Annotated in this window: 24 protein-coding genes and 1 pseudogene; 6 read left to right on the forward strand and 19 right to left on the reverse strand. The window is 52.6% G+C overall.

Translation table 11 applies throughout. The annotated features are described in order from the left end of the window. Positions 1–161 precede the first annotated feature (161 nt). Both HW115_RS04150 and HW115_RS04155 read right to left on the reverse strand, forming a co-directional pair. Positions 162–1130, reverse strand: a pseudogene (locus tag HW115_RS04150) (sulfatase family protein); the annotation flags it as partial. 174 nt (positions 1131–1304) lie between these two features. Continuing rightward, on the reverse strand, positions 1305–2894 hold the full coding sequence (locus HW115_RS04155) for a sulfatase family protein (RefSeq protein ID WP_178931293.1): 1590 nt from the start codon (positions 2892–2894) through the stop codon (positions 1305–1307). 304 nt (positions 2895–3198) lie between these two features. On the opposite strand from HW115_RS04155, the gene HW115_RS04160 reads away from it, so the two are divergent. Next, positions 3199–4680 (forward strand): carboxypeptidase M32, encoded by a 1482-nt coding sequence (locus tag HW115_RS04160; RefSeq protein ID WP_178931294.1) that lies wholly within the window; start codon positions 3199–3201, stop codon positions 4678–4680. A gap of 115 nt (positions 4681–4795) precedes the next feature. Here HW115_RS04160 and HW115_RS04165 read toward each other — a convergent pair whose 3' ends face one another. The 7 genes from HW115_RS04165 to HW115_RS04195 all read right to left on the reverse strand — a co-directional run bounded on the left by HW115_RS04165 (position 4796) and on the right by HW115_RS04195 (position 10617). After that, complete coding sequence (locus HW115_RS04165; RefSeq protein ID WP_178931295.1) at positions 4796–5518, reverse strand: class I SAM-dependent methyltransferase; 723 nt, start codon at positions 5516–5518, stop codon at positions 4796–4798. A gap of 99 nt (positions 5519–5617) precedes the next feature. Continuing rightward, positions 5618–6952 (reverse strand): YiiX/YebB-like N1pC/P60 family cysteine hydrolase, encoded by a 1335-nt coding sequence (locus HW115_RS04170; protein WP_178931296.1) that lies wholly within the window; start codon positions 6950–6952, stop codon positions 5618–5620. 68 nt (positions 6953–7020) lie between these two features. Next, positions 7021–8301 carry a dihydroorotase gene (locus tag HW115_RS04175; RefSeq protein ID WP_178931297.1) on the reverse strand — a complete coding sequence of 427 codons (1281 nt, stop codon included), beginning with the start codon at positions 8299–8301 and terminating at the stop codon, positions 7021–7023. Between the two features lie 43 nt (positions 8302–8344). Continuing rightward, positions 8345–9271 carry an aspartate carbamoyltransferase catalytic subunit gene (locus HW115_RS04180; protein WP_178931298.1) on the reverse strand — a complete coding sequence of 309 codons (927 nt, stop codon included), beginning with the start codon at positions 9269–9271 and terminating at the stop codon, positions 8345–8347. Next, entirely contained in the window at positions 9240–9647 is a 408-nt protein-coding gene (locus tag HW115_RS04185; protein ID WP_178931299.1) for a hypothetical protein, read from the reverse strand. The genes HW115_RS04180 and HW115_RS04185 overlap by 32 nt, the downstream gene beginning before the upstream one ends. Next, on the reverse strand, positions 9647–10183 hold the full coding sequence (gene pyrR / locus HW115_RS04190; protein WP_227021256.1) for a bifunctional pyr operon transcriptional regulator/uracil phosphoribosyltransferase PyrR: 537 nt from the start codon (positions 10181–10183) through the stop codon (positions 9647–9649). Before pyrR ends, HW115_RS04185 begins: the two co-directional genes overlap by 1 nt. 26 nt (positions 10184–10209) lie before the next feature. Beyond that, on the reverse strand, positions 10210–10617 hold the full coding sequence (locus tag HW115_RS04195) for an AIR carboxylase family protein (protein ID WP_178931301.1): 408 nt from the start codon (positions 10615–10617) through the stop codon (positions 10210–10212). 185 nt (positions 10618–10802) lie between these two features. On the opposite strand from HW115_RS04195, the gene HW115_RS04200 reads away from it, so the two are divergent. Beyond that, on the forward strand, positions 10803–11501 hold the full coding sequence (locus HW115_RS04200) for a hypothetical protein (protein WP_178931302.1): 699 nt from the start codon (positions 10803–10805) through the stop codon (positions 11499–11501). 6 nt (positions 11502–11507) lie between these two features. After that, on the forward strand, positions 11508–12500 hold the full coding sequence (dusB, locus tag HW115_RS04205) for a tRNA dihydrouridine synthase DusB (protein WP_178931303.1): 993 nt from the start codon (positions 11508–11510) through the stop codon (positions 12498–12500). Positions 12501–12736: 236 nt separating this feature from the next. On the opposite strand, the gene HW115_RS04210 is transcribed toward dusB, so the two are convergent. From HW115_RS04210 to metK, 4 genes are all read right to left on the reverse strand, one after another. Beyond that, on the reverse strand, positions 12737–14296 hold the full coding sequence (locus HW115_RS04210) for a M56 family metallopeptidase (RefSeq protein WP_178931304.1): 1560 nt from the start codon (positions 14294–14296) through the stop codon (positions 12737–12739). Continuing rightward, the gene (locus HW115_RS04215; protein ID WP_178931305.1) at positions 14293–14718 is read right to left on the reverse strand and encodes a BlaI/MecI/CopY family transcriptional regulator; all 426 of its coding nucleotides are present in this window, start codon (positions 14716–14718) and stop codon (positions 14293–14295) included. The genes HW115_RS04210 and HW115_RS04215 overlap by 4 nt, the downstream gene beginning before the upstream one ends. A 139-nt stretch (positions 14719–14857) precedes the next feature. Further along, a complete protein-coding gene (gene ahcY / locus HW115_RS04220; RefSeq protein WP_178931306.1) occupies positions 14858–16291 on the reverse strand; it encodes an adenosylhomocysteinase in 1434 nt (477 codons plus the stop codon). Positions 16292–16339: 48 nt separating this feature from the next. After that, positions 16340–17515 (reverse strand): methionine adenosyltransferase, encoded by a 1176-nt coding sequence (gene metK, locus HW115_RS04225; RefSeq protein ID WP_178931307.1) that lies wholly within the window; start codon positions 17513–17515, stop codon positions 16340–16342. Between the two features lie 76 nt (positions 17516–17591). On the opposite strand from metK, the gene HW115_RS04230 reads away from it, so the two are divergent. Together HW115_RS04230 and HW115_RS04235 are read left to right on the forward strand one after the other, a co-directional pair. Continuing rightward, positions 17592–18506, forward strand: a complete 915-nt coding sequence (locus tag HW115_RS04230) for an ArsR/SmtB family transcription factor (protein ID WP_178931308.1) — start codon at positions 17592–17594, stop codon at positions 18504–18506. A gap of 105 nt (positions 18507–18611) precedes the next feature. Beyond that, positions 18612–19346, forward strand: coding sequence for a TlyA family RNA methyltransferase (locus HW115_RS04235; RefSeq protein WP_178931309.1), 735 nt, complete (start codon positions 18612–18614; stop codon positions 19344–19346). A 4-nt stretch (positions 19347–19350) separates the two neighbouring features. On the opposite strand, the gene HW115_RS04240 is transcribed toward HW115_RS04235, so the two are convergent. From HW115_RS04240 to HW115_RS04260, 5 genes are all read right to left on the reverse strand, one after another. Then, entirely contained in the window at positions 19351–20478 is a 1128-nt protein-coding gene (locus HW115_RS04240) for an endo-1,4-beta-xylanase (RefSeq protein ID WP_178931310.1), read from the reverse strand. Then, positions 20468–21475, reverse strand: coding sequence for an NADPH-dependent aldehyde reductase Ahr (gene ahr, locus HW115_RS04245; protein ID WP_178931311.1), 1008 nt, complete (start codon positions 21473–21475; stop codon positions 20468–20470). The genes HW115_RS04240 and ahr overlap by 11 nt, the downstream gene beginning before the upstream one ends. Positions 21476–21575: 100 nt before the next feature. Then, positions 21576–22136 (reverse strand): Maf family protein, encoded by a 561-nt coding sequence (locus HW115_RS04250; RefSeq protein WP_178931456.1) that lies wholly within the window; start codon positions 22134–22136, stop codon positions 21576–21578. 108 nt (positions 22137–22244) lie between these two features. Beyond that, positions 22245–22862: a transcriptional repressor LexA gene (lexA, locus tag HW115_RS04255; protein WP_178931312.1), complete on the reverse strand. Its 618-nt coding sequence runs from the start codon at positions 22860–22862 to the stop codon at positions 22245–22247. Positions 22863–23136: 274 nt separating this feature from the next. Then, on the reverse strand, positions 23137–24522 hold the full coding sequence (locus HW115_RS04260; protein WP_178931313.1) for an AsmA family protein: 1386 nt from the start codon (positions 24520–24522) through the stop codon (positions 23137–23139). Positions 24523–24596: 74 nt separating this feature from the next. Here HW115_RS04260 and HW115_RS04265 point away from each other — a divergent pair, with 74 nt between their 5' ends. Beyond that, positions 24597–24965 carry a hypothetical protein gene (locus tag HW115_RS04265; RefSeq protein ID WP_178931314.1) on the forward strand — a complete coding sequence of 123 codons (369 nt, stop codon included), beginning with the start codon at positions 24597–24599 and terminating at the stop codon, positions 24963–24965. 19 nt (positions 24966–24984) lie between these two features. On the opposite strand, the gene HW115_RS04270 is transcribed toward HW115_RS04265, so the two are convergent. Further along, positions 24985–26238: a L,D-transpeptidase family protein gene (locus HW115_RS04270; RefSeq protein WP_178931315.1), complete on the reverse strand. Its 1254-nt coding sequence runs from the start codon at positions 26236–26238 to the stop codon at positions 24985–24987. Positions 26239–26291 lie beyond the last annotated feature (53 nt).

Consider the following 26291-nt stretch of genomic DNA (forward strand, 5'->3'; position numbering starts at 1 on the left):
TGGTTTCTCGCAAATTGCCCGGTCTCTGGAGTCCCCCACTTCGGGTCATAGTGGCAATAGGTATAAGTTCTGGCCTGATAGCCATCATCACCACGGAACAACCCCAGCATGCTTCGACCGTCTACGGTGTAGTCTTTCGGCCCAGCCCCGCCTGTAATTTCCTGAACCGTCGCAAAGAAATCACTAAAATCGACCAAATGATCCGAAACCGAGCCCGGCTTCACTTGCTTGTTCCAACGCACGATAAAGGGAACATGGCAGCCGGTATTATCCAACCGACCCTTCCCTCCGGGGAAATCCATGCCACGCCAGGTGGAATGCAATCCGCGCATTGTCCCATTGTCGGAGGTGAACATGATCAAGGTGTCATCAGCCAAACCAAGGGAATCGATTTTACGGACAACCTTACCCACCAACTTGTCGGCATATTGAACCATATCGATATAATATTTTTTATCCTTCTTGGCTTTCGAAACCTTGGGGTCCCAGTCCTTACTGTCAGGAGTCGCTTCAAACGGGAAGTGAGGCAAAATCATCGGATAATAGAGAAAAAACGGCTTCTCTTTATTGGTATCGATGAATTTCAATGCAAAGTCATTGACGATGTCTGGCCCATAACCACCTTTGACCTCGATACTCTTGTTATCGACAACCAATTTGGGGTGCAAGTAGCGCGAACCATAATTCTTGTGGTTGAAGTACCACAGGCAATGGCTATCAAAACCAAAGTTTTTGGCAAAGCTGCCATCCTGCTCGCCATCAAGTTGCCATTTACCACACACAGCGGTGGTATAGCCCGCAGACTTGGCCACATGCCCGAAGGTCATCTGACTCGGATCCAGGTGCTTAAACTTCGTGTAATTGCGAAAATTATATCTGCCGGTCATGATTTTGACCCGCGAAGGCGTGCATAAAGGTTGGGAGTAACAATGGTTGAACTTCATCCCCTGCGCCGCCAGTTTGTCCAGAACCGGAGTCTTGTAGGTTTCAGCACCATAGGTGCTGAGGCATTCAATCCCCATGTCATCCGTCATAAAAAGGATGATGTTAGGTTTGCGGGCATCGGCAACGGCACAGGATAGGATCGCCAGCCCGAAGGCCACGGTAAATGGTTTCTTGATATTTCTCATCTGAATTTCTCTTCAATAATTAGATTACCTCTATGTCTCCCGGTCAGGGGCAATTGATCGAAAAATCATCCGACCCTACCTTCATACCACAGAATCTGCCTCTGATAGCAAAAAAACAACCCCACTTCCAAAACAAGACAAGCGGGGCTGGAATCATTGATTCACGGAGTCTGTTTACTTTTTTTGAGCTTTTCGTTTGGGAGCATACTCCTCGTAAGTCGGAGCCTCATACTGCTTTCTCAACCGATGATACTCCTTGGTCAAAGCCTTCCGAATTTCAGCATACTCGGGGTCATCATGCACACTTTTCATTTCCTCAGGGTCTTTCACCAGATCGAACATCTGCCACTCATCCGTGCCTGGAAGGTAGAACAGCTTGTGGGTCTCGGTCCGCACACCAAAGTGCTGCGGCACGGCGTGCTCACCAATTTCATAATAGGCGTAGTAGACGGACTCCCGCCAGTTCTTTGCTTCCCCCTTGAGCACCGGAACGATCGACTTCCCTTGCACATCCTCTGGAACCGACAGGGCGGCGACATCCAAAAAGGTCGGGGCGTAGTCGATGTTTTGAATCAACTCTTTGGGCCTGGACCCTGGCTTAACCACTCCAGGCCAACGAATCAGGAAAGGCATTTTGAATGACTCCTCAAACATCCAGCGTTTATCAAACCATCCATGCTCACCGAGATAAAACCCTTGGTCCGAGGAATAGATCACGATCGTATTCTCAGCCAGGCCATTCTTCTCAAGGTAATCGAGCATCCGCCCAACACTTTCGTCAACCGCCTTAACGGTGCCCAGATAGTTTTTCAAATAACGCTGGTATTTCCAACGGACAATCTCCTTGTGACTTAACTTACCCGCCTTGACATCGGCAAGAAAGGCTTTGTTCTTCGGACCGAAGTGAGCGTCCCAGACCGCTTTCTGCTTTGGTGTCATCCGATTGTATTCCGCTGGTCCACCTCGAGGAGCCGGTGGCAGCTTGACGTCACCCACTTCATCCTGTCTGACTTTCACATCGTAGCTCCACCGCAAATGCCGATCGATTTCCATCTCATTTTTTGGCAAGGTTTTGCTCCGGTTGGCATAGTCGTCAAACAAGCTCGGTGGCTCAGGGATCGTCACTCCATCAAAAGCATTCAAGTGGCGCAGGGCTGGAGCAAAGGTCCGGTGGGGTGCCTTGTGCTGGCACATCAGGAAGAAGGGTTTGGACTTATCTCGGTTATCCAACCACTTGATGGCCTTGTCCGTTGTAATATCCGTGGCGTATCCTTCAAATTTCTTTTTGCTCCCGTCCATCTGAATGAACACCGGGTTATAATAACTACCCTGCCCAGGCAAAATCTCCCAATAATCAAAAGCAACCGGATTGGTTTTCAAATGCCATTTGCCGATCACGGCCGTTGTGTAACCTCCCGCATGCAGGGCCTTGGCCACCGTCCACTGCGATTGATCAAAGCCCCTGCCCGTATTTCGCATGAAGCCATTTTTATGGCTGTGTTTGCCACTCAAAATACAAGCCCTTGAAGGACCACAAATGGAGTTGGCACAGAAGGAGTTCTCAAAGATCGCCCCTTCCTTGGCCAGGCGATCAATGTGAGGGGTTGGAGCCACATCTTTCAAATGCCCCCCGTATGCCGAAATCGAATTCAAGGCGTGATCATCAGAAAAAAGAAAAAGGATGTTCGGCTTATCTGCGGCCTGACTTTTACCTACGCTAACGCTCATTGCGCAGCTGAGTAAAATGGATTGAACGTATTTCATAATCTTTGGGAATCTATTGGAATCTATTGCGAATGCTTGATCCAGCGTTGGTTCAGCGATGTCTGCATCGCCAGCCCAAGTGGAGAGCATTGTCATAGACAAATATGTGATCACCATACACGAGGGCTGCGGCGGTTCTTACAACGATTTTCTGATAAAAAAAACGCTCTTCCATGTTCAAGGGTATGCAGCCAGATGAAGCCGCAACCTACTCAGCCCAGCGAACGGGCAATACCAATCACTAAAATTGACGCCAAGTTATTTTTTTCTACCCCTCAAACGCAATCACTGGTAGAGCTCGGCCATGTCAGCAACCGCCTACCAATCGCTTTGCCAAAAATCCCGCGAAATCGCCCTGCTCGGCAACACCATGGGTGTGCTCGGATGGGACCAGGAAACCTACATGCCGAAGGGAGGTGTGCAATACCGGGCAAAACAATTAGCGTGGCTCTCAGGAAAGGTGCATGAGCTAAGCACCAGCTCCGAATTCCAACAGGATTTGGAAGCTGCTGAAAATGGAACCGACGGCAAAGATCTGATCGAAGCCGCCAATCTCAGAGAGTTCAGACACCAATTCAACCGGGCAACCAAACTTCCCCAATCCTTGGTTGAACGAGCCTCGGAAGCAGCCTCACTCGCCAAAGTGGCCTGGGCTGAGTCCAGAGAGAAGTCAGATTTCACCCTCTTCGCCCCCCACCTCTCCATCTTACTCGACATCGCCAGAGAAAAAGCCGACCGCTGGGGATACGAGGACGAGCCCTACGATGCCCTGCTCTCCAACTACGAACGCGCGGCCAAAACTTCGGAAGTTGCCGCCATGTTCGATTCCGTTGCCCCTGAGCTGGCAGACATCGCCCGCGAAGCGGTCAAGCGCTCAGCCGAGACCCCGAACCTGATCCCCGACACCGAGTATCCCATCGAACAACAACAGCAACTCAATCGGGAAATAGCCGAAGATATTGGATTCGATTTCAACAAGGGAAGAATCGACACCACGACTCACCCCTTCTGCACCGGCATCGGACCAAAGGACACCCGCCTAACCACTCGCTATCTCTTAAACGATTTCACATCCTCCCTCTTTGGCGTTTTACACGAGGCTGGTCACGGGCTCTACGACCAAGGTTTACCCGAAGACCAACACGGGCTGCCGGTTGGAGATTCCAGCTCACTCGGCATCCACGAATCACAATCCAGACTCTGGGAAAACCACGTTGGCCGCTCCCGCCCCTTCTGGAGCAAGTGGCTGCCACGAGCCCAGGAGATCTTTCCCCAACTCTCGAAACTCGACCTCGACGGTTTCCTGACCAGCATCAACCGGGCCGAAACCTCCTTCATCCGTGTCGAATCGGATGAAGCCACCTACGATCTCCATATCCTGCTGCGCTTCGGCATCGAACGCGAAATTCTCAACGGTTCAATCGCCGTAAACGACATTCCTGAGGCCTGGAACAGCCGCTTCGAAAAACTCATGGGGATGACCCCACCAAACGACGGGCAGGGATGCCTACAAGACATTCACTGGGCGATGGGCGGACTTGGCTACTTTGCCACCTACACCCTTGGTAATTTCAATGCCGCCCAACTCCACCACCGTGCCATGCAAGATCAGAAAGTGGCCAGCGCCTTCAATCAAGCCGATTTCATCCCCCTGCTCAACTGGATGCGCACCCACATTCACAACCATGGCTGCACCTACCTTCCGCAGGATCTTATCGAACGGGCAAGCGGACAAACAACCACCCCCCAGTATCACATCGATCACCTCAAGCAACGATACCTTTAAAGGACCAAGGCTACGGCTCACTAGGGCAGCTTTTCAAGCTGTCGGCAGGCTATGGCCCGACACAATACAGACCGTGCTCAAAGCATCGTGAAGGTTGTCGCCGGGAGGAAGTAAGCTAAACCTCCACATGCCCGGAAGCGATCAGGCGTGTTGGCATCGCCAGACCGTGGGTCAGCATCCAGACATGAATCGACTGGGCTTCCTGCTTTAGGCGTTCCAACTCCTCATATCCTTCAGCCAATTGCAAGCGTTGGTCCACCCGCTCGAGGATGATAGCCATCTCCTGCTGTTCCTGCTCGGCGGTGTATTCCTCGTTGTAATCCTCCATTTGGCAATCGACCAACCCAAGAGAATCAATGATGGAGACCACCGCATTACGGTTGAGGAAATCGTAATGGTGAATACCACGGTAGCGGTCCACTTCCGCCAGCCACTGGTGGTAAAACACATAGCCCATCTGGGCATCCCTCTGCTGGTCACTGTACATTTCACAGACCATAAACTCACCTCCAGGTTTGAGCACCCGCTTCATTTCATTCAGCGTCAACTCGACAAACTCACCCGGAAGATGGTGCAGGACGCGGGCAATACAAACCAAATCAAACGAATCATCGGGAAATGGCAGCTGGTGCCCGTATGCCGTCACCCACTCTGCCACCGGATGATTCAATAAATCCTCGGGAACCAAGGTCCGGGGATCGACAATATCCACCCCTACCACACGTTTGGCCTCAGGCGACGAAGCAATCAATTGACGCAAAAAACTACCGTCTCCACAACCCACATCCAGAATGCTCTCAACTCGGCTACTCGTTGTCGTTTCCGCTAATTCTTTCATTCTCTTTAAGCTACAGATTTTTTATTCCAACCCCAGCCAAAAGGAGAAAAAATTTCTCTTTGAAGGAGACCGCATCAGCCAAGCGCGCGAGGTCCTTATTCAATCTTTATTCATCAAGCTCTCAAGACGCTTGCGGCCGTCCGCCCCCAATGACACCCGTGCCGAATGCCCGGGTCTCATCTTCGATTCATCCACAAACAAGATAAAGTCGAAGCTTTCGGGAGCCTCATCCAGCCAGTAGTGAATGATATCATCAGCGCTCAATGTGAGATGCCCGGTGTGACGGCTCAGCTGAAAATCGATCCCACCCCGACCATTCAGAGCCCGGTAAATAATCTCCGTGCATACCTGCCGACTGGAATCAGCAAAATCGAAACGGAAATCATACTCCTGCCCGAGGTACGTGAACAGCTGGCCGATAAACTGCAAGCGGTCATGCCCGGAGAGCCGGGGCCGAATCACCACCATCCGGTTCATGTGGGTGTCCATGATACGATCCAAATTACTGAACTTCACGCCGCTCAAATCGGCCTCGATCACATTGGCTGTTTCACCATCGCTTGTTCGGCCCTGGGAGTATTTGGCCTCCACACGTTTACGGGCCGACGCCCCACCAGGAAAATCAAGGCTGCCGGGAACCAAACCCAGCTGCTGTCGCTGCTCGGGCGTGCCCACAAAGACCATCGCATGTTTAAATTTCCCGGGGATAAAGACCGTGCTGGCATAACCAGCCGTAAAGGTCAGGATCAGGTCACCCGGCTCGACCCATTCCAGCACCTGGGCCTTCTGCTTGTCGCTGACGTTCAGCAAATAAGCCGTCGGATTTTTAAACTCTGCCACCCTGAGAATCACTTCTGCTTGCACTCCGTAGGAGGAGTCAAACCAGTCGTCCCCCATCTTACGACGCATCGCAGCAAAGCGCCGCTGTGCATCGGATCTAAGCATATCCTCCAATCGATCATAGGTGTGACGGGGAATTTCAGATCGCGGATAGGACTGGTTGAGCTTGGCGATGGCAACCGCATCCTTCGCGAAAACTTCTACGACATAACGGGCCTGTTCCATCTGCAGTTCATGAGCTTTAGCTGCAATTTCCCGACTACGGACAAGCGAAGCTGACTTCGAGCCATCCACTAACTGATGCCGCTTCGCAACCTCGGACAGCTCATGGTGCATCGTGTGAAATCGGTAGAGCAAGACCTCCAAGCGATCACTTTCCTGGGCAGAAAAATACCCCCGATCCTGCCAGCGACCAGAATCATGAAAGGACTCGAAGTCATCCTTCAAGGCCGCTCGGTTCACCACTAAGTCCTGCAAGAGCTGGTCATCATCGCGCTGAGCTTGGACCAACTCTTCAGCCGAAAGGACACGAACCGTATCGACCGGGGCACCCGGCTGGCACGCAGACAGGGCAAGCCCCAAAACTAGCGCCATCAGCACAGCAAACGGTGAGCCACCGGCCCCCAAATGACGAAACTCGGACAGAATCATCGATTCATCCTTTAACGTTCCAACAAAACAGCGTCTCCAAGAACAACCAGATCAATACTCCCATCCAAGGTCTTGTCCAGGAAGGGCGTATTCTGACTCTTCGAACGCATAAACTCGGAGGTAAAAGTCGTTTGTCCCTCGGGATCAAACAACAAGAACTCGGCAGCCCCGCCCTCCTCGATAGGAACTGGCTCAAGACTCATCATCCGACGGGGTTCGGCAGAGTAGCGTTTTACGATCAAGCCCCAACCAAATTCACCTGCTTTGATAAAATGATGGTAGAGGGAAACCAAGGCCGTTTCCAGGCCTGTAATCCCATTGGGAGAGGTCACAAAATCCTGGGCTTTTTCAAAGGGCGTATGCGGAGCGTGATCCGTGGCAATGATGTCGAACACCCCTTCCTTTAAACCTTCCAGCAGTGCCTTGTTATCCTCGGCGGTCCGAAGCGGCGGATTCATCTTGTAGTGAGTATCGTAATTCCCGATATCCTCCTCATTAAACAACAGGTGGTGAGGTGAGACCTCGGCGCTCAGCTTGGCACCCATCGACTTCCACCAACGAATGGTTTCCATCCCCAGCTTACTGGAGACGTGCTGGATATGCAGTCGGGCACCAGCAGCATGGGCAAGGCGGATGTCCCGATCCATGCAAATCTCTTCACTGCAGGCTGGAGAGCCCACAATCCCGAGCCGATGACTCACCACACCCTCGTTCAAAGCTCGTGGCCCGGACAAGTCAAGAACCTCACAATGTGAGGCAAAAAAACAATCGAACTCGGAAGCATACTCCATCGCCCGCTTGAGCAGAGACATGTCGGGAACCGCATCCCCGTCATCCGTCAGCATTTTCACACCGAGTTGCAGCATGCCGTCAATCCCGGCCAACTCCTTGCCTTCTCGCCCTTTGGTAATACAGCCGGAAGTATACACCGGGATTCGGGAGTCCCGTTTGGCAATATCATAGATGGTGCGAACCATCGCAGCCGAATCAATCGCCGGAGCCGTATTCGGCATAAGAACCACACCGGTTACCCCGCCGTTGATAGCCGCTTCGGTCCCTGACTGAATGGTCTCCTTCGCCTCCTGCCCCGGTTCCCGCATGTGAATGTGCGTGTCAAACATGCCGGGCAATAAGACCTTGCCGCTGGCATCCACCACCTTGGCTCCCGCCGGAGCTTCCACACCTTTGGCAATCTTGGAAATGATGCCATTTTCCACCAGCACATCCGCAGGTGTTAGCGTATCGTTTTCTTCGCAGGCAATCTGCGCATTTTGAATAAGTAAAGCGGACATGAGATAAGAATATATGAAAAAATGAACGTTCCGAGTTCCTGGACTATTGATCGGATTCCGGCTTCAACCAGTAAAGGACCGCCATTCGGGCGGCTATTCCATTCTCTACCTGCTGGTTGATCAGACAACGCTGGTAATCCATCACAGCATCGCACAACTCAACACCACGGTTCACCGGACCGGGATGCATAATGTAAGTCCCCTGATCTTCCAAACGTTTGAAGCGCTCGGGCGTTACGCCATACAGCTTCGTGTATTCACGCAGGCTGGGGAAATACGGAGCACTCTGGCGCTCCATCTGAATCCGCAAAAGATACACCACGTCCGGCCCCCACTGCATCGCTTCGTCGTAATTGGTGAAGCGCTTAATATCCCTCGGGCCATGTTTGGGAACCAGAGACCCCGGCCCTAACCAAGCGACCTCCACACCGAGCTTACGCATCAAGGTGGATGTCGAGCGTGCCACCCGACTGTGTAAAATATCACCAACAATCAAAATTTTCTTCCTCTGCATTTCGGGAAAAACTTCGCGGAAGGTAAACCCATCCAGCAACGCTTGCGTCGGGTGGGCGTGAGCCCCATCACCGGCATTGATCACGCTGGCCTTGGTCTCCCGGGCAATCACCAGGGGCAAGCCAGACATCGAATTACGCACAATGATGTAATCCGTCCTCATCGACTGAAGGGTGTCAATGGTGTCTTTTACCGACTCCCCCTTGACCACCGAGGAATGCGGCACATCGAAGGTTGTCACATCCGCCGATAAACGCTTGGCCGCCACCTCAAATGAGGAAAGCGTCCGGGTGCTCGGCTCGTAAAACAAGGTCAGCACCGACTTCCCTTTCAGGGCCGGGACCTTTTTCACCGATCGGGTGAAGAGTTCCTTGAAGGGGCCGGCCTGGTCGAGCAAATGCTCGATTTCCTCACGGCTGAGAGATTCAATATCTAAGAGGTCCTTGCGCGTCGTCATGGGGTGCTTGCTCAAACTGTTCAACGTAATACACAGATCCAAACACCAATACAAGCAATGAAATAATTGCTAGAATCACCGCATGGTGTCGAGACCGTGGTTTTTTCCAAAAGATCCAGAGTGCCAGCAGGATATTCACCGAGACACAAGCCACGCCGGCATAATAAAGGGTTTCATCTACCAAGCCTAGGGAATCGACAGCTCGGATCATCAATCCAGCGGCCAGCACACCAAGGACGTATCCCACGCCCAGAACCAATCGGTTCACCGCCATCTTTTGCAAATGTTGGACGGGAGGCCTGACGGCCATGGCATTGCGCATCCGAATTCGTTGCAATTCCTCGCGCTCGTGTTTTTTTTCTGGAAGGGTCGCCATTAGGCTGGGTTTTTGGTAACCATGACAGCATCCTCACCATCTGTCTGCACCAAGCGGACATCCACGTAATCCATACGCTCGGTTTCAAGAAACACCCCCGTGTAATCCGGGGCAAAGGGAAGCTCACGATGCCCACGGTCAATCAAAGTCGCCAGCTCAATCTTGGCAGGACGACCGTAATCCATCAACGCATCAATCGCGGACCGCACCGTCCGCCCTGTAAACAAGACATCATCAACAATGATGATGTGAGTCCCGTCCACCGGGAAATCGATCTCACTGCTCTGCAACTTCGGGTTGAAGTTCAAATGGGCGAGATCGTCCCGATAGAGGGAAATATCGAGCACCCCCATCGGGACCTCGATGCCGCGTGAGGCCAACTGCTCAAGAATGCGCTCGGCAACTTCGTCGCCTCTGCTACGCAACCCGACCAGAGCAAATTGCCCGTCCGAATTGGCACTGAGGATGGCCGTCACCAGCCGATCCACAGCCGAAGACAAATCCCCGGCATTCAGTTGCATGCTTGAATCTGACATCACGCGGAAAGATAACACCTTTACGATTAACTCGCGAGCGAGATAATCCGGTGAGCAGCCATGGCTGCGTTCATCGGAGCTTTGGAGTGTAATCCGACGGTCGTCGCGGGAACACCTCCGGGAAGCTGACTGATGGAAAGAAGGGCATCCACACCATTGAGAGGGCCTCCGGGAACCGGAACGCCAATCACTGGAAGAGATGTCTTCATCACGACCACACCGGGAAGAGCCGCGGCCAGGCCAGCAATCGCAAGGATCACAGCCTTTTCACCGGACTTTTCAAGCTCGGCCAGGAATTCAATCAACTCGCTGAGGTTACGATGTGCGGAAAGCACTGTTTCTTCGTAAGCAACTTCGTTGTCGGACAGGTATACGCGGGCAGGCTCCATGAACGGTTTGTCGTTCTCACTGCCGTAAATCATAATAACTTTCATCGCGCACACTGAGTAAACCTGCCTCGCGACCTTGGCAAGTTTTTAGCAAGTCAGCATGATAAGAATTTATGCACAGTGGCGAGCCTGCTCGACCATAAAACTCCCGGAAACAAGTGATCCTCCCCAGTCTGGATAATCTAAATCATTTCACTTGAAACTTCGGTGCCGAAACTTGAAACTTGCCTATGGCTCTTCACGAAACATGGTCGATCAAATCCCGGTCCCACACCTGCTCGATCACCGAGCGAAAATTTGACGACGGCGAATCGTTTTACACCGCCATTTTTCCCGACCCTGAATCCAGCGGATACCTACGTAAAGATTTCAGTACTGAGGCATGGAATGACCGAAACGAAGATGAAACGCCCCCCTTCTCTTTCTGGACCAGCATCTACCACGCCCCGGTCAAGGAAGAAGAAGTCCAAGTCACCGAGGAAAGCCCGGAAAACCTGCTGCGCCGCCTGATCGAAGAAGACGAGGAGCACACTGAAAACGCGCGGTATATTCTCGCCATCATGCTGGAGCGAAAAAAACAACTGGTCGAAGCCGATTCACAACCAACAGCCACAGGCATCATCCGCATCTACGAGCAACGAAAAACCGGAGACGTCTTCATCGTCAAAGACCCGAACATCCCGCTCGATGACATCGAAAAGATCCAGGAAGAAGTATCCGAACTCCTCGAGCACGGAGGCCGCAAACCCGAGCCTGAAGAAACAACCGACACCGAAAAAACCGATACCGAGAACCCGGATTCAGAAAGTCACGCGCAAGCAGACGAAGCTGAGCCCCGACAGGATGAGCCCTCACAAAGTGATGAGCCAGCATCAAACACCCCACCCGAACAACAAGCTCCGGGCGAAGACCACATTCCACATTCCTAATTCCCCATGCTTCCCTGGTTTACCGACAAGCAATTCCCTCTTTACCTCGCCCCGATGGCCGGGGTCACCGATGTCGTGTTCCGCACTATCTGCAAGGAGCTCGGCGCCGATGTCATGATCACCGAGTTTGTCGCCACGGAAGGTATCATGCAACAAGACGAGCGGACCCGCAAATATACCGAGTTCACAGATGAGCAACGCCCGGTTGGAGTCCAACTTTTTGGTGCCGATGGTGCCCGTATGGGAGAAGCGGCCAAAAAGATCATCGATTGGAAACAACCCGACTTCATCGACATCAATTTCGGCTGCCCGGTGAACAAAGTCGTTTCTAAAAATGGAGGCTCATCCCTCCTCAAAGACTGCGGCACTCTGGCCAGTGTGGCATCGGGAGTAGCCAAGGCCGTGGGGCACATCGTCCCGGTCACAGCCAAAATCCGGATCGGCTGGGATGAAAAATCAATCAATGCCCCCGATGTGTGCCACATCCTCCAGGAAGAAGGCATGCAAGCGATCTCGATCCACGGAAGAACCCGCTCGCAAGGTTACCGGGGGGAAGCCAACTGGCAGGTGATCGGTGAATGCGCCGAATCGGTATCGGTCCCCGTGATTGGCAATGGCGATATTGCCAGTGGGGCCGACGTTAAAAAACGCCGGGAGCAGACGGCCGTTTCAGGCGTCATGATCGGCCGCGCAGCCATGCAAAACCCATGGATCTTCCGCGAAGCCAAACAGTATCTCGAAACCGGAGAAACGCCTCCCCCGGTCCCCATTCAGGAACGCTGGCAGCTGATCACCCGCCACTGTGACATGGCGGTCAACTCCAACCGCTACGGCAACGAACGCCAAAGTATCATGGCCATGCGCTCTCGACTGATGGCCTACTGCAAGGGCTTCCCCGGGGCAAAACCCCTGCGCCAACGCCTCTGCACGGTTGCCTCTCTCATGGAAATCGAAGATCTGGCAGCGGAACACTTACAAAGTCTCAGAGCCGAAGAATAGAGCCCGGATCCACCATTCCCGCCTCATGGCTTCATACCGTGCTGTTGCACCACTGAAAGGCAACCTTAAAATTTTCACGCGACCATCTTGATCGATGATCACGTTCGCCCACTGCGCTGCCTCATTGGTATAACAAGGAGAACCCAACCGACGCATTAACTGACAGGACGTAGTAAAAACACTCCGCCCTGCCAGTTGTTTTCTGTCGTCAAAAAATTCAATCAAGCATCAACACCTTACTCAGCGCCGCTCTGGCGCTTCATGAACTCCTTAAGCCTGGCATCGGCTTGTTCTTGGGTCATTCTACCTGACTTCACAGCTTTGGCATGCGCCCGTTTAACCTCATCAATGCTGGGAGCCTTGTCTAACCTGTCACTTTGGCCCCGCTTCAGCCGCTCTTGATAGTGCTTCAGCTTGAGATCTGCGTCTTCCTGGCTTAGTTCCCCAGCTTCGACCGCAGCATCAAGCCGCCGCTTGACCTGCTCAATGCTTGGAGCGGCATAAGCGTCCTTTTTCTTCGAGGCCATGGCAATCCGCTTTTTCATATGCATAAGCTTCTCCTTGGCCTCTTCCTCAGACAACTCTCCGGCAGCGACCTTCTTTTTGAGTTCTTGTTCATATTCACGGTAGCGGGCACGCATTCCAGATCGTTTACCTTTTTGACCTTGATTTTTTTTGTAATACTCCAGCTTTTGGTCGGCCTGCTCTTGAGTGAGTTCTCCGGCTTTCACAGCGGCATCAAGTCGTTGTTTGATGACGTCCATCGTAGGTGCCTTGTAGGCATCCTTATAAGCAGCCTTCTCTTTGCGGTCATCCCCTTCGGCCGTAACGATGCCCATCGGCAAAGTCACGGCAACGCCGGCGAACACGCCAGCACGGATAAGCTTTGAAGTCTTACGTATTTTTTCTTGATTCATAATGATGTTTATTCGTTGTTCTAATTGTCCGCCACTGTTCATTTGGCTTGCCATCACCGGTGGGCGGCCCCCGGGAACAACAAGTTTTTCGACGACAGAAAGAAGCGCGTGCGCGTAATCTTTTGGCTGGGCCTCCATGACTTCGAGCACTTCGGTATCACAGCACCATTCTTCATAAATGCGAAGCTGCTTGCGAGCCCACCACATCACAGGATTCCACCAAAACAACACCCCGGCAAAACACTCAAGCCAACGCACGATGTGGTCGCGACGCTTCACATGCGTTAACTCGTGCACAAGCACCCAACAGCATTGATCATCACTCATGGTCTCAAACATCGCCTCGGGCAAGATCACACGCACCCTCTTCCCCATCCACCAGACCATGGGGGATAAATTCGCCGTAGTAACACACAACTCAGGCAATTTACGGAGCCCGATGGCCGAGGCGAGCTGCCGCGCCATTTTATCAACCTTCGGTGGAACGGGCCTCGTTTCAGCTATCACAAGATGGTGAAACGCTATCGCGCGAACGATGGTCCAGATCAAAACAACGACACTAACAAGCGAAAAAACCATCATCAAAGCACTCGACACCCCCAGAGAGGACGCACTCTCCACTGAGACGTTTTCCAATGCAGTAACTTCCATGGGAAGCAACCTACCTGCTTCATCCGATGCCACTTCGGCTGCTTGGATAGGTTCGATACAAGGGATCGAAACCACCGGAGGGGTTACCAACTTCACAAGAACCAGCAACCACAGTAAGTAACTAAGATGAGGGCGCTTTGCAAAGCGTCCCACCAGCCAGGCAAACACAGCAAGGACCGAGGCAAAAACCACGTTGCTCACCACTCCTTGTATGATTGCCTCCATCATACAACCTTCCCCTTTTCGTGTTGGTCTGGTTCAAGGATCGCCCGAATACGATCGATCTCCTCAGCTGTTATTCTGTTCTTCTCCACCAAATGCGTGATCAAGGGAGCAATCGATCCGGCCGTCAGATTGTTTGCCAGACTTTCTAACTGACCACCACCATACTCTTCTCGACTCAAGGTTGTCGAAAAAAGATTCACAGCCGTTTCCCGGTCTCGCTGCACACACCCCTTCCCCTCGAGACGTTGGAGAAGTCGCTGTACAGTCCCATTCTGAGAAGCCCCTTGGCCCGGGTAAAGCTGCTCACGAATCTGACGAGCCGTCAATGGTTCCTGCTTCCATAGCAGATCCATGACCGCCAGTTCAGCTTTGGCCAGATGAGTGACACTGGGGCTCAGATCAGGACTTTCATGTTTCTTCTTCATAACACACAGTAGGCTATTACGACAACCTGTCGCAGGTTTACGACTACTTGCCGTAAACGTCAACAAGAAAAATCCCCCGCTGAGTAATACAACGAGGGATGATGTTGTAGATATTACGATCTATGGCTCTTGAATATCCCTAATAGCGGTAGTGATCAGGCTTGTAAGGGCCCTCCTGGGAAACACCAATGTATTCGGCTTGTTCAGGGGTGAGCACCGTGAGTTTACAACCAATCTTCTCGAGGTGGAGTCGAGCGACTTCTTCATCAAGATGCTTGGGAAGCACTTTCACCTCACCAGGCTTGTAGCTGTCCCTGTTTTTCCAAAGGTCGATCTGAGCCAGTGTCTGGTTGGCAAAGGAGTTAGACATCACAAAACTAGGATGACCGGTGGCACATCCCAAGTTGACCAAACGACCTTCAGCAAGCATATACAGGCTATTACCCGTTGGGAAAGTAAACTTGTCCACCTGGGGCTTGATGTTGAGGTGGGTAACGCCCTCCGCTTTAGTGAGCGCATCCATCTGGATCTCATTATCGAAGTGGCCGATGTTGCAGACAATCGCCTGATCCTTCATCTTCTCCATATGCTCAAGGCGGATGATATCGAAGTTACCTGTGGTGGTGACATAAATGTCTCCCCATCCAAGTGTGTCTTCAACCGTCAGAACACGGTATCCTTCCATGGCAGCTTGGAGTGCACAAATCGGGTCAACCTCCGTGACCACCACCTGGGCGCCTTGTCCACGCAGTGCCTGGGCACATCCTTTACCGACGTCACCGTAGCCACAAACAACAGCCACCTTACCCGAGATCATCACATCCGTTGCACGCTTGATGCCATCAACCAGCGATTCACGGCAACCGTAGAGGTTGTCAAATTTCGACTTGGTTACGGAGTCGTTCACATTGATCGCTGGGACAAGAAGGGATCCTTCCTTGGCCATCTGATAGAGACGATGCACGCCTGTCGTGGTTTCTTCGGAAACCCCCTTCCAATCCTTGATAATCTTGGCAAAGACGCCAGGCTGCTCGGCTCCGATCTTCTTGAGAAGTTCTTTAATGACGCCCTCTTCGTCACTGGATGCCGGCTGATTCACCCAGTCGGATCCATTTTCCATTTCATATCCTTTGTGGATCAACAAGGTCGCATCCCCGCCGTCATCGACGATCAGTTCAGGCCCAAGGTCTCCAGGGAATTGAATCGCCTGCCAGGTGCACCACCAGTATTCTTCAAGGGTCTCCCCTTTCCAGGCAAAGACAGGAGTTCCTGACTTGGCAATCGCCGCTGCGGCATGGTCCTGAGTTGAGAAAATATTACAGGAAACCCAGCGGACATCAGCCCCCAGTTCAACCAGAGTTTCGATCAGTACAGCGGTCTGAATCGTCATATGCAATGAACCCATAATCCGGACCCCCTGCAATGGCTTTTCCGGACCATACTTGGCGCGGGTTTGCATCAGGCCGGGCATTTCGTGCTCAGCAATATCGATTTCCTTCCGGCCGAAGTCAGCCAGATTGATATCTGCGATTTTGTAATCGTTAGTGAGTGGTTTTTCGATCGTTGTTGTCATGGTTTTAATTGATTGGTTTAATTGATTAGATCTTATGTCTGCTTTATTTTACTGCGAAACAGCCGCTAACAGCTCTGTGACCTTATCGGTATTTTCCCAAGGAAGCTCTGCATTCTCGCGGCCAAAGTGACCGTAGTTGGTGGTTTTGCTATAGATCGGGCGAAGCAGGTCAAGCTGGGCCACAATGTCAGCGGGCTTGAAGGAGAACACCTCTTTGACAGCAGCAACGATAGCCGACTCCTCCACACTCGCCGTATTAAAGGTATCGATATCGATGCTCACCGGTTGGGGGTGACCAATCGCGTAGGCAACCTGGATTTCCACTTTCTCTGCCAGTCCGGCAGCCACGATATTTTTGGCCACCCAGCGACACATGTAAGCAGCCGAGCGATCTACTTTGGACGGGTCTTTACCGGAGAAAGCACCTCCACCGTGACGCCCCATCCCACCGTAAGTATCGACAATGATTTTCCGGCCTGTCAGTCCACAGTCACCAACAGGACCTCCGATCACAAACTTCCCGGTCGGGTTGACGAGGATTTCCGTATTCTCGGTGACCAGTTCAGCCGGCAGCACCTTGTGAATGAGTTTTTCCGTGATGGTTTGTTTGATTTCCTCATGCTCTACGCCCTCGGCATGCATGGTGGAAACGACCACTGCGGTGATCTCTTTCACCTGGCCGTCAACGTAGCGGCAAGACACCTGGGTCTTGGAGTCCGGACGGAGCCACTTAATCTCACCATCCTTGCGTAAGCGGGTCAATTCCTCGCCCAGTTGGTGGGAGTAAATCACCGGAGCGGGCATCAGCTGAGGCGTATCCTTACAAGCAAAACCAAACATCAGCCCCTGGTCACCGGCTCCTTGCTCTTCATGGTCCTTGCCATCCGCACCTTTATCATCCACTCCTTGGGCGATGTCGCTGGACTGCTGCCCCAGCGCATTGACAAAAACAAAGCGCTCGGCGTGGAAAGCACAATCGTCATAGGTGTAGCCGATCTCCCTGATCGCCTCGTACACAGCCGATTGATAGTTGAACTGGGAATCCGTGGAAATCTCGCCGGCCAGAACCACCATGTTGTCCTTAACCAGAGTTTCACAGGCTACACGGCTGTTGGGGTCCCCTTTGAGACATTGATCCAGAATGTAATCGCTGATCGTGTCACAAACCTTATCGGGGTGACCTTCGGTAACAGATTCAGAAGAAAAAATAAATTCGCGTGACATAATTTGCTTATTGGTTTTGATTGGCTTCAGATTTCGCATCAACAAATCTTGATGCGTTGATTTAACCCATATTCCCATGCCGTCAATCCTGAAATCCTTAAAACTTCTCTCGGATCCTACCCGGATCAGGATCCTGCTCCTGCTTGAGAGCGAGTCACTGAATGTGGCCGAGCTGCAGGAAATCCTCGGCATGGGCCAAAGCCGGATCTCTACCCAGCTATCTCAGCTGCGCCAAGAAGGGCTGGTCACAAGCTCACGCTCAGGAAAAAACAACGTCTACACCATGAGTGCGCCGGATGCCCTGATGCAAGTGGCCCGACAAGCCGCTGATGAAATCCCGGAAGTCGCGGCCGACTCCCAGACACTTGCCCACATTCTTCGCAAACGCCGAGACGCTGCCCGGTCTTACTTCGACACCTTGGCTGGAAAATTTGGTCGGAGCTACGTCCCGGGCCGGTCATGGAAATCACTGGCCGAAGCGATGCTCAAAATCCTCAACTACAAGGTGGTCGCCGACCTCGGAGCGGGAGAAGGCACTCTGGCCCAACTGCTGGCACCTCGGGCCGATCAAGTCATCGCAATCGACAACTCCCCGAACATGGTCCAGTTCGGCCAGCAACTCGCCAAAGAACACGGCCTCAACAACCTGGAGTATCGACTCGGCGATATCGAAGCCCCGCCCATCGATGACGCCAGCATCGACCTCACCATTTTTTCACAGGCACTCCACCACGCCGAGCACCCCGAACGAGCAATCACCTCAACCTACCGCATGCTCAAACCAGGAGGCACGGTTGTCATCCTCGATCTGCTCCAGCACAGCTTCGAACAGGCGCGTGAACTGTATGCTGACACCTGGCTCGGGTTTTCCGAAGTCGAACTCTACAAAATGCTCGAAGACGCCGGGTTCAAAAACATCGAGACCACCATCGTCGATAAGGAATCCGAAGCCCCTCACTTCCAAACACTGTTAGCCACTGCTACAAAATAGGGTTTCACCCTGCCTGCGAGCCAAGGAATCATCCATCTCATAGCCAGAGCTTCTAGTCCGCGGACAAATCTTGTTCATCTTTCTAAATCCTACTACCTTCCACCTATGGCAACCAAAGAACGCGCCGATGCCCTCCTCGTTTCACGCGGGCTCTGCGACTCCCGGGAGCAGGCAAAACGACTCATCCTCGCTGGTGAGGTACTTGCCGGAACCAACGTCGTCGCCAAACCCAGCACCAAACTCGCCACCGACACCGAGCTGACCGTCAAGGAACGCCCCAAATATGTCGGTCGAGGCGGCTTAAAAATGGAAGGAGCTCTCGACGCCTTTGACATTCACCCTGACGGCTACGTTTGCCTCGACGTCGGAGCTTCCACAGGAGGCTTTACCGACTGCCTACTGCAGCGCGGTGCCAACAAAGTGCACGCCGTTGACGTTGGAACCAACCAACTTGCCTGGAAACTGCGCAACGACCCCCGCGTCGTCGTGAAGGAAAAATTCAACGCCCGCCACATGACCCCGGATGACATTGGTGAACGTATCGATCTCGCCGTCACCGATGTTTCCTTTATCTCCCTGACACGCATCCTGCCGCCCATGTTTGCTACTCTCAAAGAAGAGGGTCAAATTATCTGTCTCATCAAACCCCAATTCGAACTGAGCCGTGAGGATATCAGCAAGGGGGGCATTGTTCGAGACCCCGCATTGCACCAACGCGCCGTCGATAAAATCCACCACTTTGTCACCGAAGAACTCGGCTACATCTGGATCGAATGCATTGACTCACCCATCACGGGAACCGATGGCAATAAAGAGTTCCTCGCCAGGCTTAAAAAATAGGCCCTCACTTGGACGGCGAAGTTTTTGCGGCCTGAAGCAACTCCCGCTGGATTGAATAATAGGCAGGTTTGGCGGCAAACTGATCATCAAACAAGCACCCCTCATACGCACGATTCCGAATCCATGCTTCACCATCGCTGAGGTTCCAGACATTCCAGGTCACCACCCCGGAGGCCCGATGCTCGAGAAGAATACGCAGGATTGCACCAAAGGTGGCCGCCTGCGCTTGGTAATCCTTATCCTTTTTTAACCAAACATTGTTTTCTGTCACGTGAAACGACAGTCCATTAGCATGTGACCAACGAATCAATTCATGCAAGGCCTCCACATTTCCCGGCTGCTTTTCCCAACCAACATCGACGTGTGCCTGCCACCCTATGCCATCCACACGAAGACCCTGTTTTCGGAGATAGAGAACGGTGGATTTGACCTTCTCCCACATGGCCTTTTCCATACTCCCATGCTGGTTGATGATGAGCTTTGTTTTCGGAGCATGTTTGTCCGCTAATAAAAAAGCCCGCTTGATATAGAGCGGAGGCCTCAATGGATCGCTGTCATCATAGCCCATTTTGGGCCATGGGTTCTCCCACTTGTCGACACCCGGTTTCGGGCCGAACCATGAACCATCTGTGCTCACCGCCTCATTCACCACATCGATCCACTTGACGTGATCGTAGCGATCGTATCGTTGACACAAACGGGTCATAAACTCATCCAGACATTGCGACAGCTCTTCGGCTGTTCGTTGGTCTTCTTTTGCCCACCGGGAAACCTGCGGGCTGATCGGCCCGTGCAGCCGCAGCACCTGCTGGCGCTCGGCGCAGCGTTTCACCCAGGCATCCGCATGCTTCCAGTTCCAGACGCCCGGACGTGGATTGATCATCTGCTGCTTAAAATCGTTTTCAGGAGTCACATACGAAAACTCCCGATCCAAAACAGTGCCGGAGCCGCGTTCGAGTTTGGCCCACCCCGTGGTGCCGCCGATGTACACATGTCCCTCAGGAAAATGCTTACGCACCAGTGTTCTCAAGCGCTCCCCATCAGGAACCGGCATCTCTGCTGCAGACAAAGAGGCGGCACCTGCCACACAGCCAAACCCCAAACAAACTAAAAAACTCCTGTTAGTTTTCATTACTCAGAACGATACGATAATGCGCCTTGCCACTGCGCAGACGCTCGATGGCTTCATTGACTTGATCCATTTTGAATGTTTCCACCACCGGTTGAATCTCATGCAACTTGGCAAACTCCAACATGCTCGCAATCGTCGCCGGACTTCCAATCGGTGAACCGGAAACCGATCGCTGCCCCATGATGAGTGAAAACACATTCAAATCAAGAGGCTCCAAAGTGGCTCCGACAAAATGCAAGCGCCCTTTGGCCTTTAAGGTATTTAAATAGAGGTTCCAGTCGAGCTTCACATTCACCGTCGACAGGATCAAATCGAATCGCCCTGCGGCAGCCTCAATCTCTGCCGCATCCCTTGAGTTCAGGGTGTCATGAGCTCCAAGCTCAAGCGCTTCCTTCCGCTTCGACTCACTTGAGGTAAATGCCGTCACCTCACAGCCCCAGGCATTGAGAAACTGTAAGGCCATATGGCCGAGCCCTCCGATCCCGATCACCGCCACCCGATCCGTCGGTTTGACATCAAACTGAACCAAGGGGTTGAACACCGTGATCCCGCCACAAAACAAAGGACCCGCAGATTCCAAATCCACCCCGTCGGGGATGGGAACCACCGCATCCACCATCGCCCTCACCTTGTCGGCAAAACCTCCATGGTGACCGACGATCGTTGCCTGGGATTCTGCACACAGGTTTTGATCCCCGGCATGACAATGGCCACAATCGTTGCAAAACCCCGACTGCCAACCGAGACCAACCACCTTGCCTAACCACTCTCCTTTCACCTCTTTGCCCACCTTGCCCACGGTGCCCACCACTTCATGCCCGGGCACCACCGGATACTGGGTCATCCCCCAGGAATCATCGATCACACTGAGGTCACTGTGACAGATACCACAGAACGTTACATCGATCTCCACCTCATGCGCCCCTAACTCGCCGGGGTCGTATTCAAATGCTTGGAGCTCTCCTTTGGCCTCGTGGGCTGCGTATGCCTTGATCATAACAACTAAACTACGGCATCAGCCCACCCCGTCAACCGGCAATCCACGATTGACAGTCTTCCGATTTTCCGGGTGATAGAGAGAACAGAGCGAGGCTCCATTAAAAACGGCGCAACTCTTGCAACACACGCTGCACGGGCAGACCAACGACATTGTCGTAGTCGCCCTTGAGCTGCTCAATGATGAGATCGCCATGCTCCTGAACCGCGTAAGCCCCTGCCTTATCCAATACATGCACCTTGGATAAATAGTCATCGATTATCGTCAAACTCAATGGTTTGAACACGACCTCGGTGATCTCATGAAAACAATGACTCTCGCCACCACGGGCCAAACACACGCCTGTGCAGACTTTACTCGTTCTGCCTGATAACTGTTGCAACATCTTACGCGCATGCGCCTCATCATCCGGCTTTCCCAGCGGCATCTGGTCGATATAGACCAGGGTATCCGCCCCCAACACCACAGCCTCAGGAAAATCCTTCGCCACCGCAAGCGCCTTGAGCTTCGCATTCCCTTCGCAAAGAACAGGCAATGGAATCGACGCATCATGCAACTCTTCCGCCGGAGAAACCAGCACATCAAAATCCAAGCCAGCAGCCGACAACAGTTCACGCCGACGCGGCGAACCCGATGCCAGAATCAAACGATCTAAACCCATCACAAATCACTAATTACTAATCACAAATCACAAATCACCAATCACCAATCACAAATCACAAATCACCAATCACCAATCACCAATCACCAATCACCAATCACCTGCCCCCTATGCCGCCGAACGCAGCAAGGCAACCAGAACGCCTTGGATAACTAACTCTCTCGCCGGGATCAGGTCGGGAAACTGTTCATTCTCTGCGCGAAGAAACGGTTTCCCATCTTCGATCACGTAGCGCTTCAGGGTTGTTTCTCCATCGATCAGAGCGGCGACTACATCTCCTTTACGCGGCTCGCGAAACTCCATCACCACAGTGTCTCCATCGCAAATATGTGCATCAATCATCGATTCCCCTCGGACTTTCAGAGCAAAGGTCCGGGCATTGCCATGCAGCCCCAGTGAAGAAACATCAATCGACAGGCAACCGTCTCGTTCGGAGTCCACGTCCTGGGACATCCCTGCCGCAATACTTCCGTAAATCGGAATATCCACGATTTCCTCTCGCTCCATTTCCTCGGGAAAGCCGATCCCGCAGGCTTTATTGGCCTTACGCACGATGGCTCCTTTTTTTTCCAAGGCGCGGAGGTGACTCATTGCCGCCGTCTGGCTGGCAAAGTTAAAGTGCCGTTGAATATCACGGGTCGATGGCATAAAGCCCTCAACCCGGTGGGTTTCCTTGAGGTAATCGAGAACCTCCTGCTGGCGTTTGGTAAGTGTAATCTGAGACATGGGAATGAGTGATTAATGATTAATGATTAGTGATTAGTGATTAGTGATTAGTGATTGTGGGGGGATGGATCACCACGATCGGGCAAAGCGTGACAAGCACAGTGGTTTGTTTTTGGAGCCCCCCATCTACCAGCGGCATAAGACCAGCGGCATAAGGGTCGGGCAAGCAATTGAACACTGTTCTTTGGAACAATAAACCAAAAACACACCATGACAAGCGCTAAACTCTCTTTAGGACACCTTTAAGAAGAGAATCATCTTCCGACCTTCCAGATCAATCCCCGAGCAAGCCTTTGAGAAGGCCTCCCGCCTTTTCCTTGATAAGTTTTTTTCCGGCTTCTTCAGCGGATTTGGCAAAATCCGGGATGCCATCGACCAGGCGTATTTTCGGGTCCGACAAGGTTTCTTTTGATTTCACTCGCACCAGAAAACGGTCACCGCGAAATAATTGCTTTTTCATATCCTTACCTACCATCGCCCGAATATCTTCCGGCAAATAATCCAAGCCTGAAGCAATCAACCCATAAAGCTTGGCACTGGCAGGTTTGGATGCCAGCAACTCGGCCTCGATCACATGCTGGTTGGTTTCCGTATGCACCCAGGAACCATCAATCATAGCTACCTCCCAATCACTGACCCAAAGCGACAAATCTTGTAGAACCGTGATTTTACCACGGTGGTAATGCGCTGCCACCGCTTCACTCCGACCAAACACCGCCTTCTCAGGCAAGGGGTCAATCTCTATCCCTATCTTTTTCAATCGATTCATTTCCTCCCAAGCCTCGGAAATCACGGGAATCCGAGTATTTAACCAGGAAGAATCCGCCAAATCAAAATGCCCCAACACATCAGGCTCCAGATCCCCTGACTGCGGGTTGAACAAGCGGGCCTTGGCCTTACCGCTGATATCGAGATTTCCATAATGCCAGCCCTTCACGGAATCCAAACGAACATTGACCGACATCTCAAGCTCAGCGGTATCCGTATCCTGAAGTCGCTTGGGGTCAATAGTCAAACGGCCGAGGGACACATTCAGTGAAGAGCCGCGCACCCGCAAACCGGATTGCTCCAGAGTCAGATCAAAGCGACAGTCGTGCATGAAAAAGCCCCCGAGAGAGGCCACAAAATCGTCGTGATCAAAGACGTTGAACCCGCCCGATTTCTCAGGACTATCCTCTTTCCTCCGTCTGGCTTTACCCGAGGTCCCGGGTCGTTCCTCTTTGTCCGGAGATTCAAACAAGGCCTCCAAGGAGGCTCCTCCCTCTTCATAGACGGTTCCGACCACATTGGCACCCCGCACCGTCATCCGGGAGATATCGACATGTTTCCGCATCAGCGACCACAGGCTGACATCCAAATCCACCTGATCCACTTCAACCCGGGCATCCTTCGCCTTTCGGTCATCCGGCAGCCCCGACAACGCAAGATCGTGCAAGGTGATCCTTGCAGGAGAACGAAGTAAGGATAACTCCAGTTTACCAATACTCGCCTTACACGTCAGGGATGATTCAATTTGCGACTCAAGAAACGACTCACTAATCATTCGGTTCACCAACCAACCGACCAGCAAAACCACCACCAGAAAGACACAGGCAATGAGCCCAAATAATTTGATGAGCACCTGCTTCCGGCGTCGTTGTCGACTCGTTTTCCCTCGCATGACAATGACCATACACATAAACCTCCACCCTAATCAATCCTTGCATCTGAACGTATCCTAAGAATAATCCGTGCATGTTTCTGACGATTCTTAATGCCGTGTGTTTGATCATCCTGGGGCTCGCCGGCTTTTTTAAATGGGAAAGCCTGAATGCCAGCGGGACTCCAACCGAAATGCTGATGCCTGTCTTCTTCGGTGGAGCCTTGCTTATCTGCGCCGGGTTCACCCGGGTTCATTACCGTCACGGACTCTACGGAGGCCTGATCATCGCCCTGCTCGGCGTCTGCTCCGCTATCTACCGCATCTACCAATACGGAGGCATCAGCAGCCTGAGTGAAGCCAAACCCCGACTGATCGCCGCCATGGGAGCCCTCTGCATCCTGCAACTGATCGCCGCTTGGAAAGCAGTGCAAGACGACCGAGAAATCGCCCCCCCGATCTAAACCCCGAGCCCAAACAAACTTAATCCTGAATTACCACCCGAGTGCCCGCAGGGGTCAGGCTAAACATCTTTTTCGCCGACTGATAAGGCATGCGGATGCACCCGTGTGATGCCGGGTATCCGGGGACATAGCCGGAATGGAAACCGATCGCTCCACAGCTGAGTCGTTGAAAAAACGGCATACTTACCCCGTAAATCGTTGACCGGTGGCTCCGATGCTTATCCGTGATCACGTATTCCCCTTTGGGGGTTCGGTATCCCGCCCGCCCGGTCGATACCCGGGAACTGAAAATCACCCTTTGCTGATCATCGTATAGACGGAGTCGCTGATCAGACAAATCGAGCACAATATGTTTGGTTTCCTTAGCCGGGTCGCGCCCCAACATCACCTGCATCGATTTTACATCACTTCGACGCGATGCAAAATTCAACGGATACAATCGAAACCGACCGGATCGAATGTATTTTTCAGCGCCATGGTCCAGCAAGGATTTTATGATCGCGAGGTCACCATTGTTAGCTGCCATCATCAAGGGAGTCAGTCGCCTCTCTTTTTTCAAAAACCACTGCATTGTTTTCGTCTCGGTGATCTCCAACAGCCCATCGGTGACTGGACGTAGGTATTGACGGTTAGGGTTCGCACCTGCATCCAGTAGGGCTCGAACCATCATGGCATCCCGCATGGCGATGGCCATTTGCAATGGCGTCGCCCCTTCCCAGCCCATCCGCTCAGGATCGGCTCCATACTGCAATAACACCACCAACATCTCGAGCTCGCGCTCCCTGACACAATGGGCAAGCAGACCGTCATCTCCGCTTCCCTCCCAGTGCAACAAACTGACACCGTCCCGGAGCAAAGATTCCAAACGCGCCAAATCCCTCTGCCTGACCGCTTTATTGAAGGCACTACCAAAACCCAACAAAGCAGGCTCTCGAAACTCCGATTCCCCAACCGATTCCGCATAGGTCTGGTTCGCCCTCGTGGCCAGGTCTTCAAGCACAGTGACACCCCGGCTTCCATCAACCCCAGTCCCGTCCGCACGGGCACCTGCTTTTGCAGGCGGAGACACCGATGCCAATTTTAAGTCTGACTGCGCCAAACCTTGCCAAGCAAGCACACACAGAGCTAAAGCGAGCACCCAAGCCACAGCCCCTCTTTCAGCCTGAACCCAGCGCATTCGGCGTAGGGAGGGTAGCCCCCGCAAGCCACGCAGCCTGAGCCTACGCGCACACTGATCGCGCTTGGCTGAGACTTGCCGACGTTTGCTTGACATGGCCATAGCATAGAAATCTTATCCATGATCATCTAATACGCAAACTGTTTTCT

The organism is Oceaniferula marina (assembly GCF_013391475.1).
Classification (GTDB): domain Bacteria; phylum Verrucomicrobiota; class Verrucomicrobiia; order Verrucomicrobiales; family Akkermansiaceae; genus Oceaniferula; species Oceaniferula marina.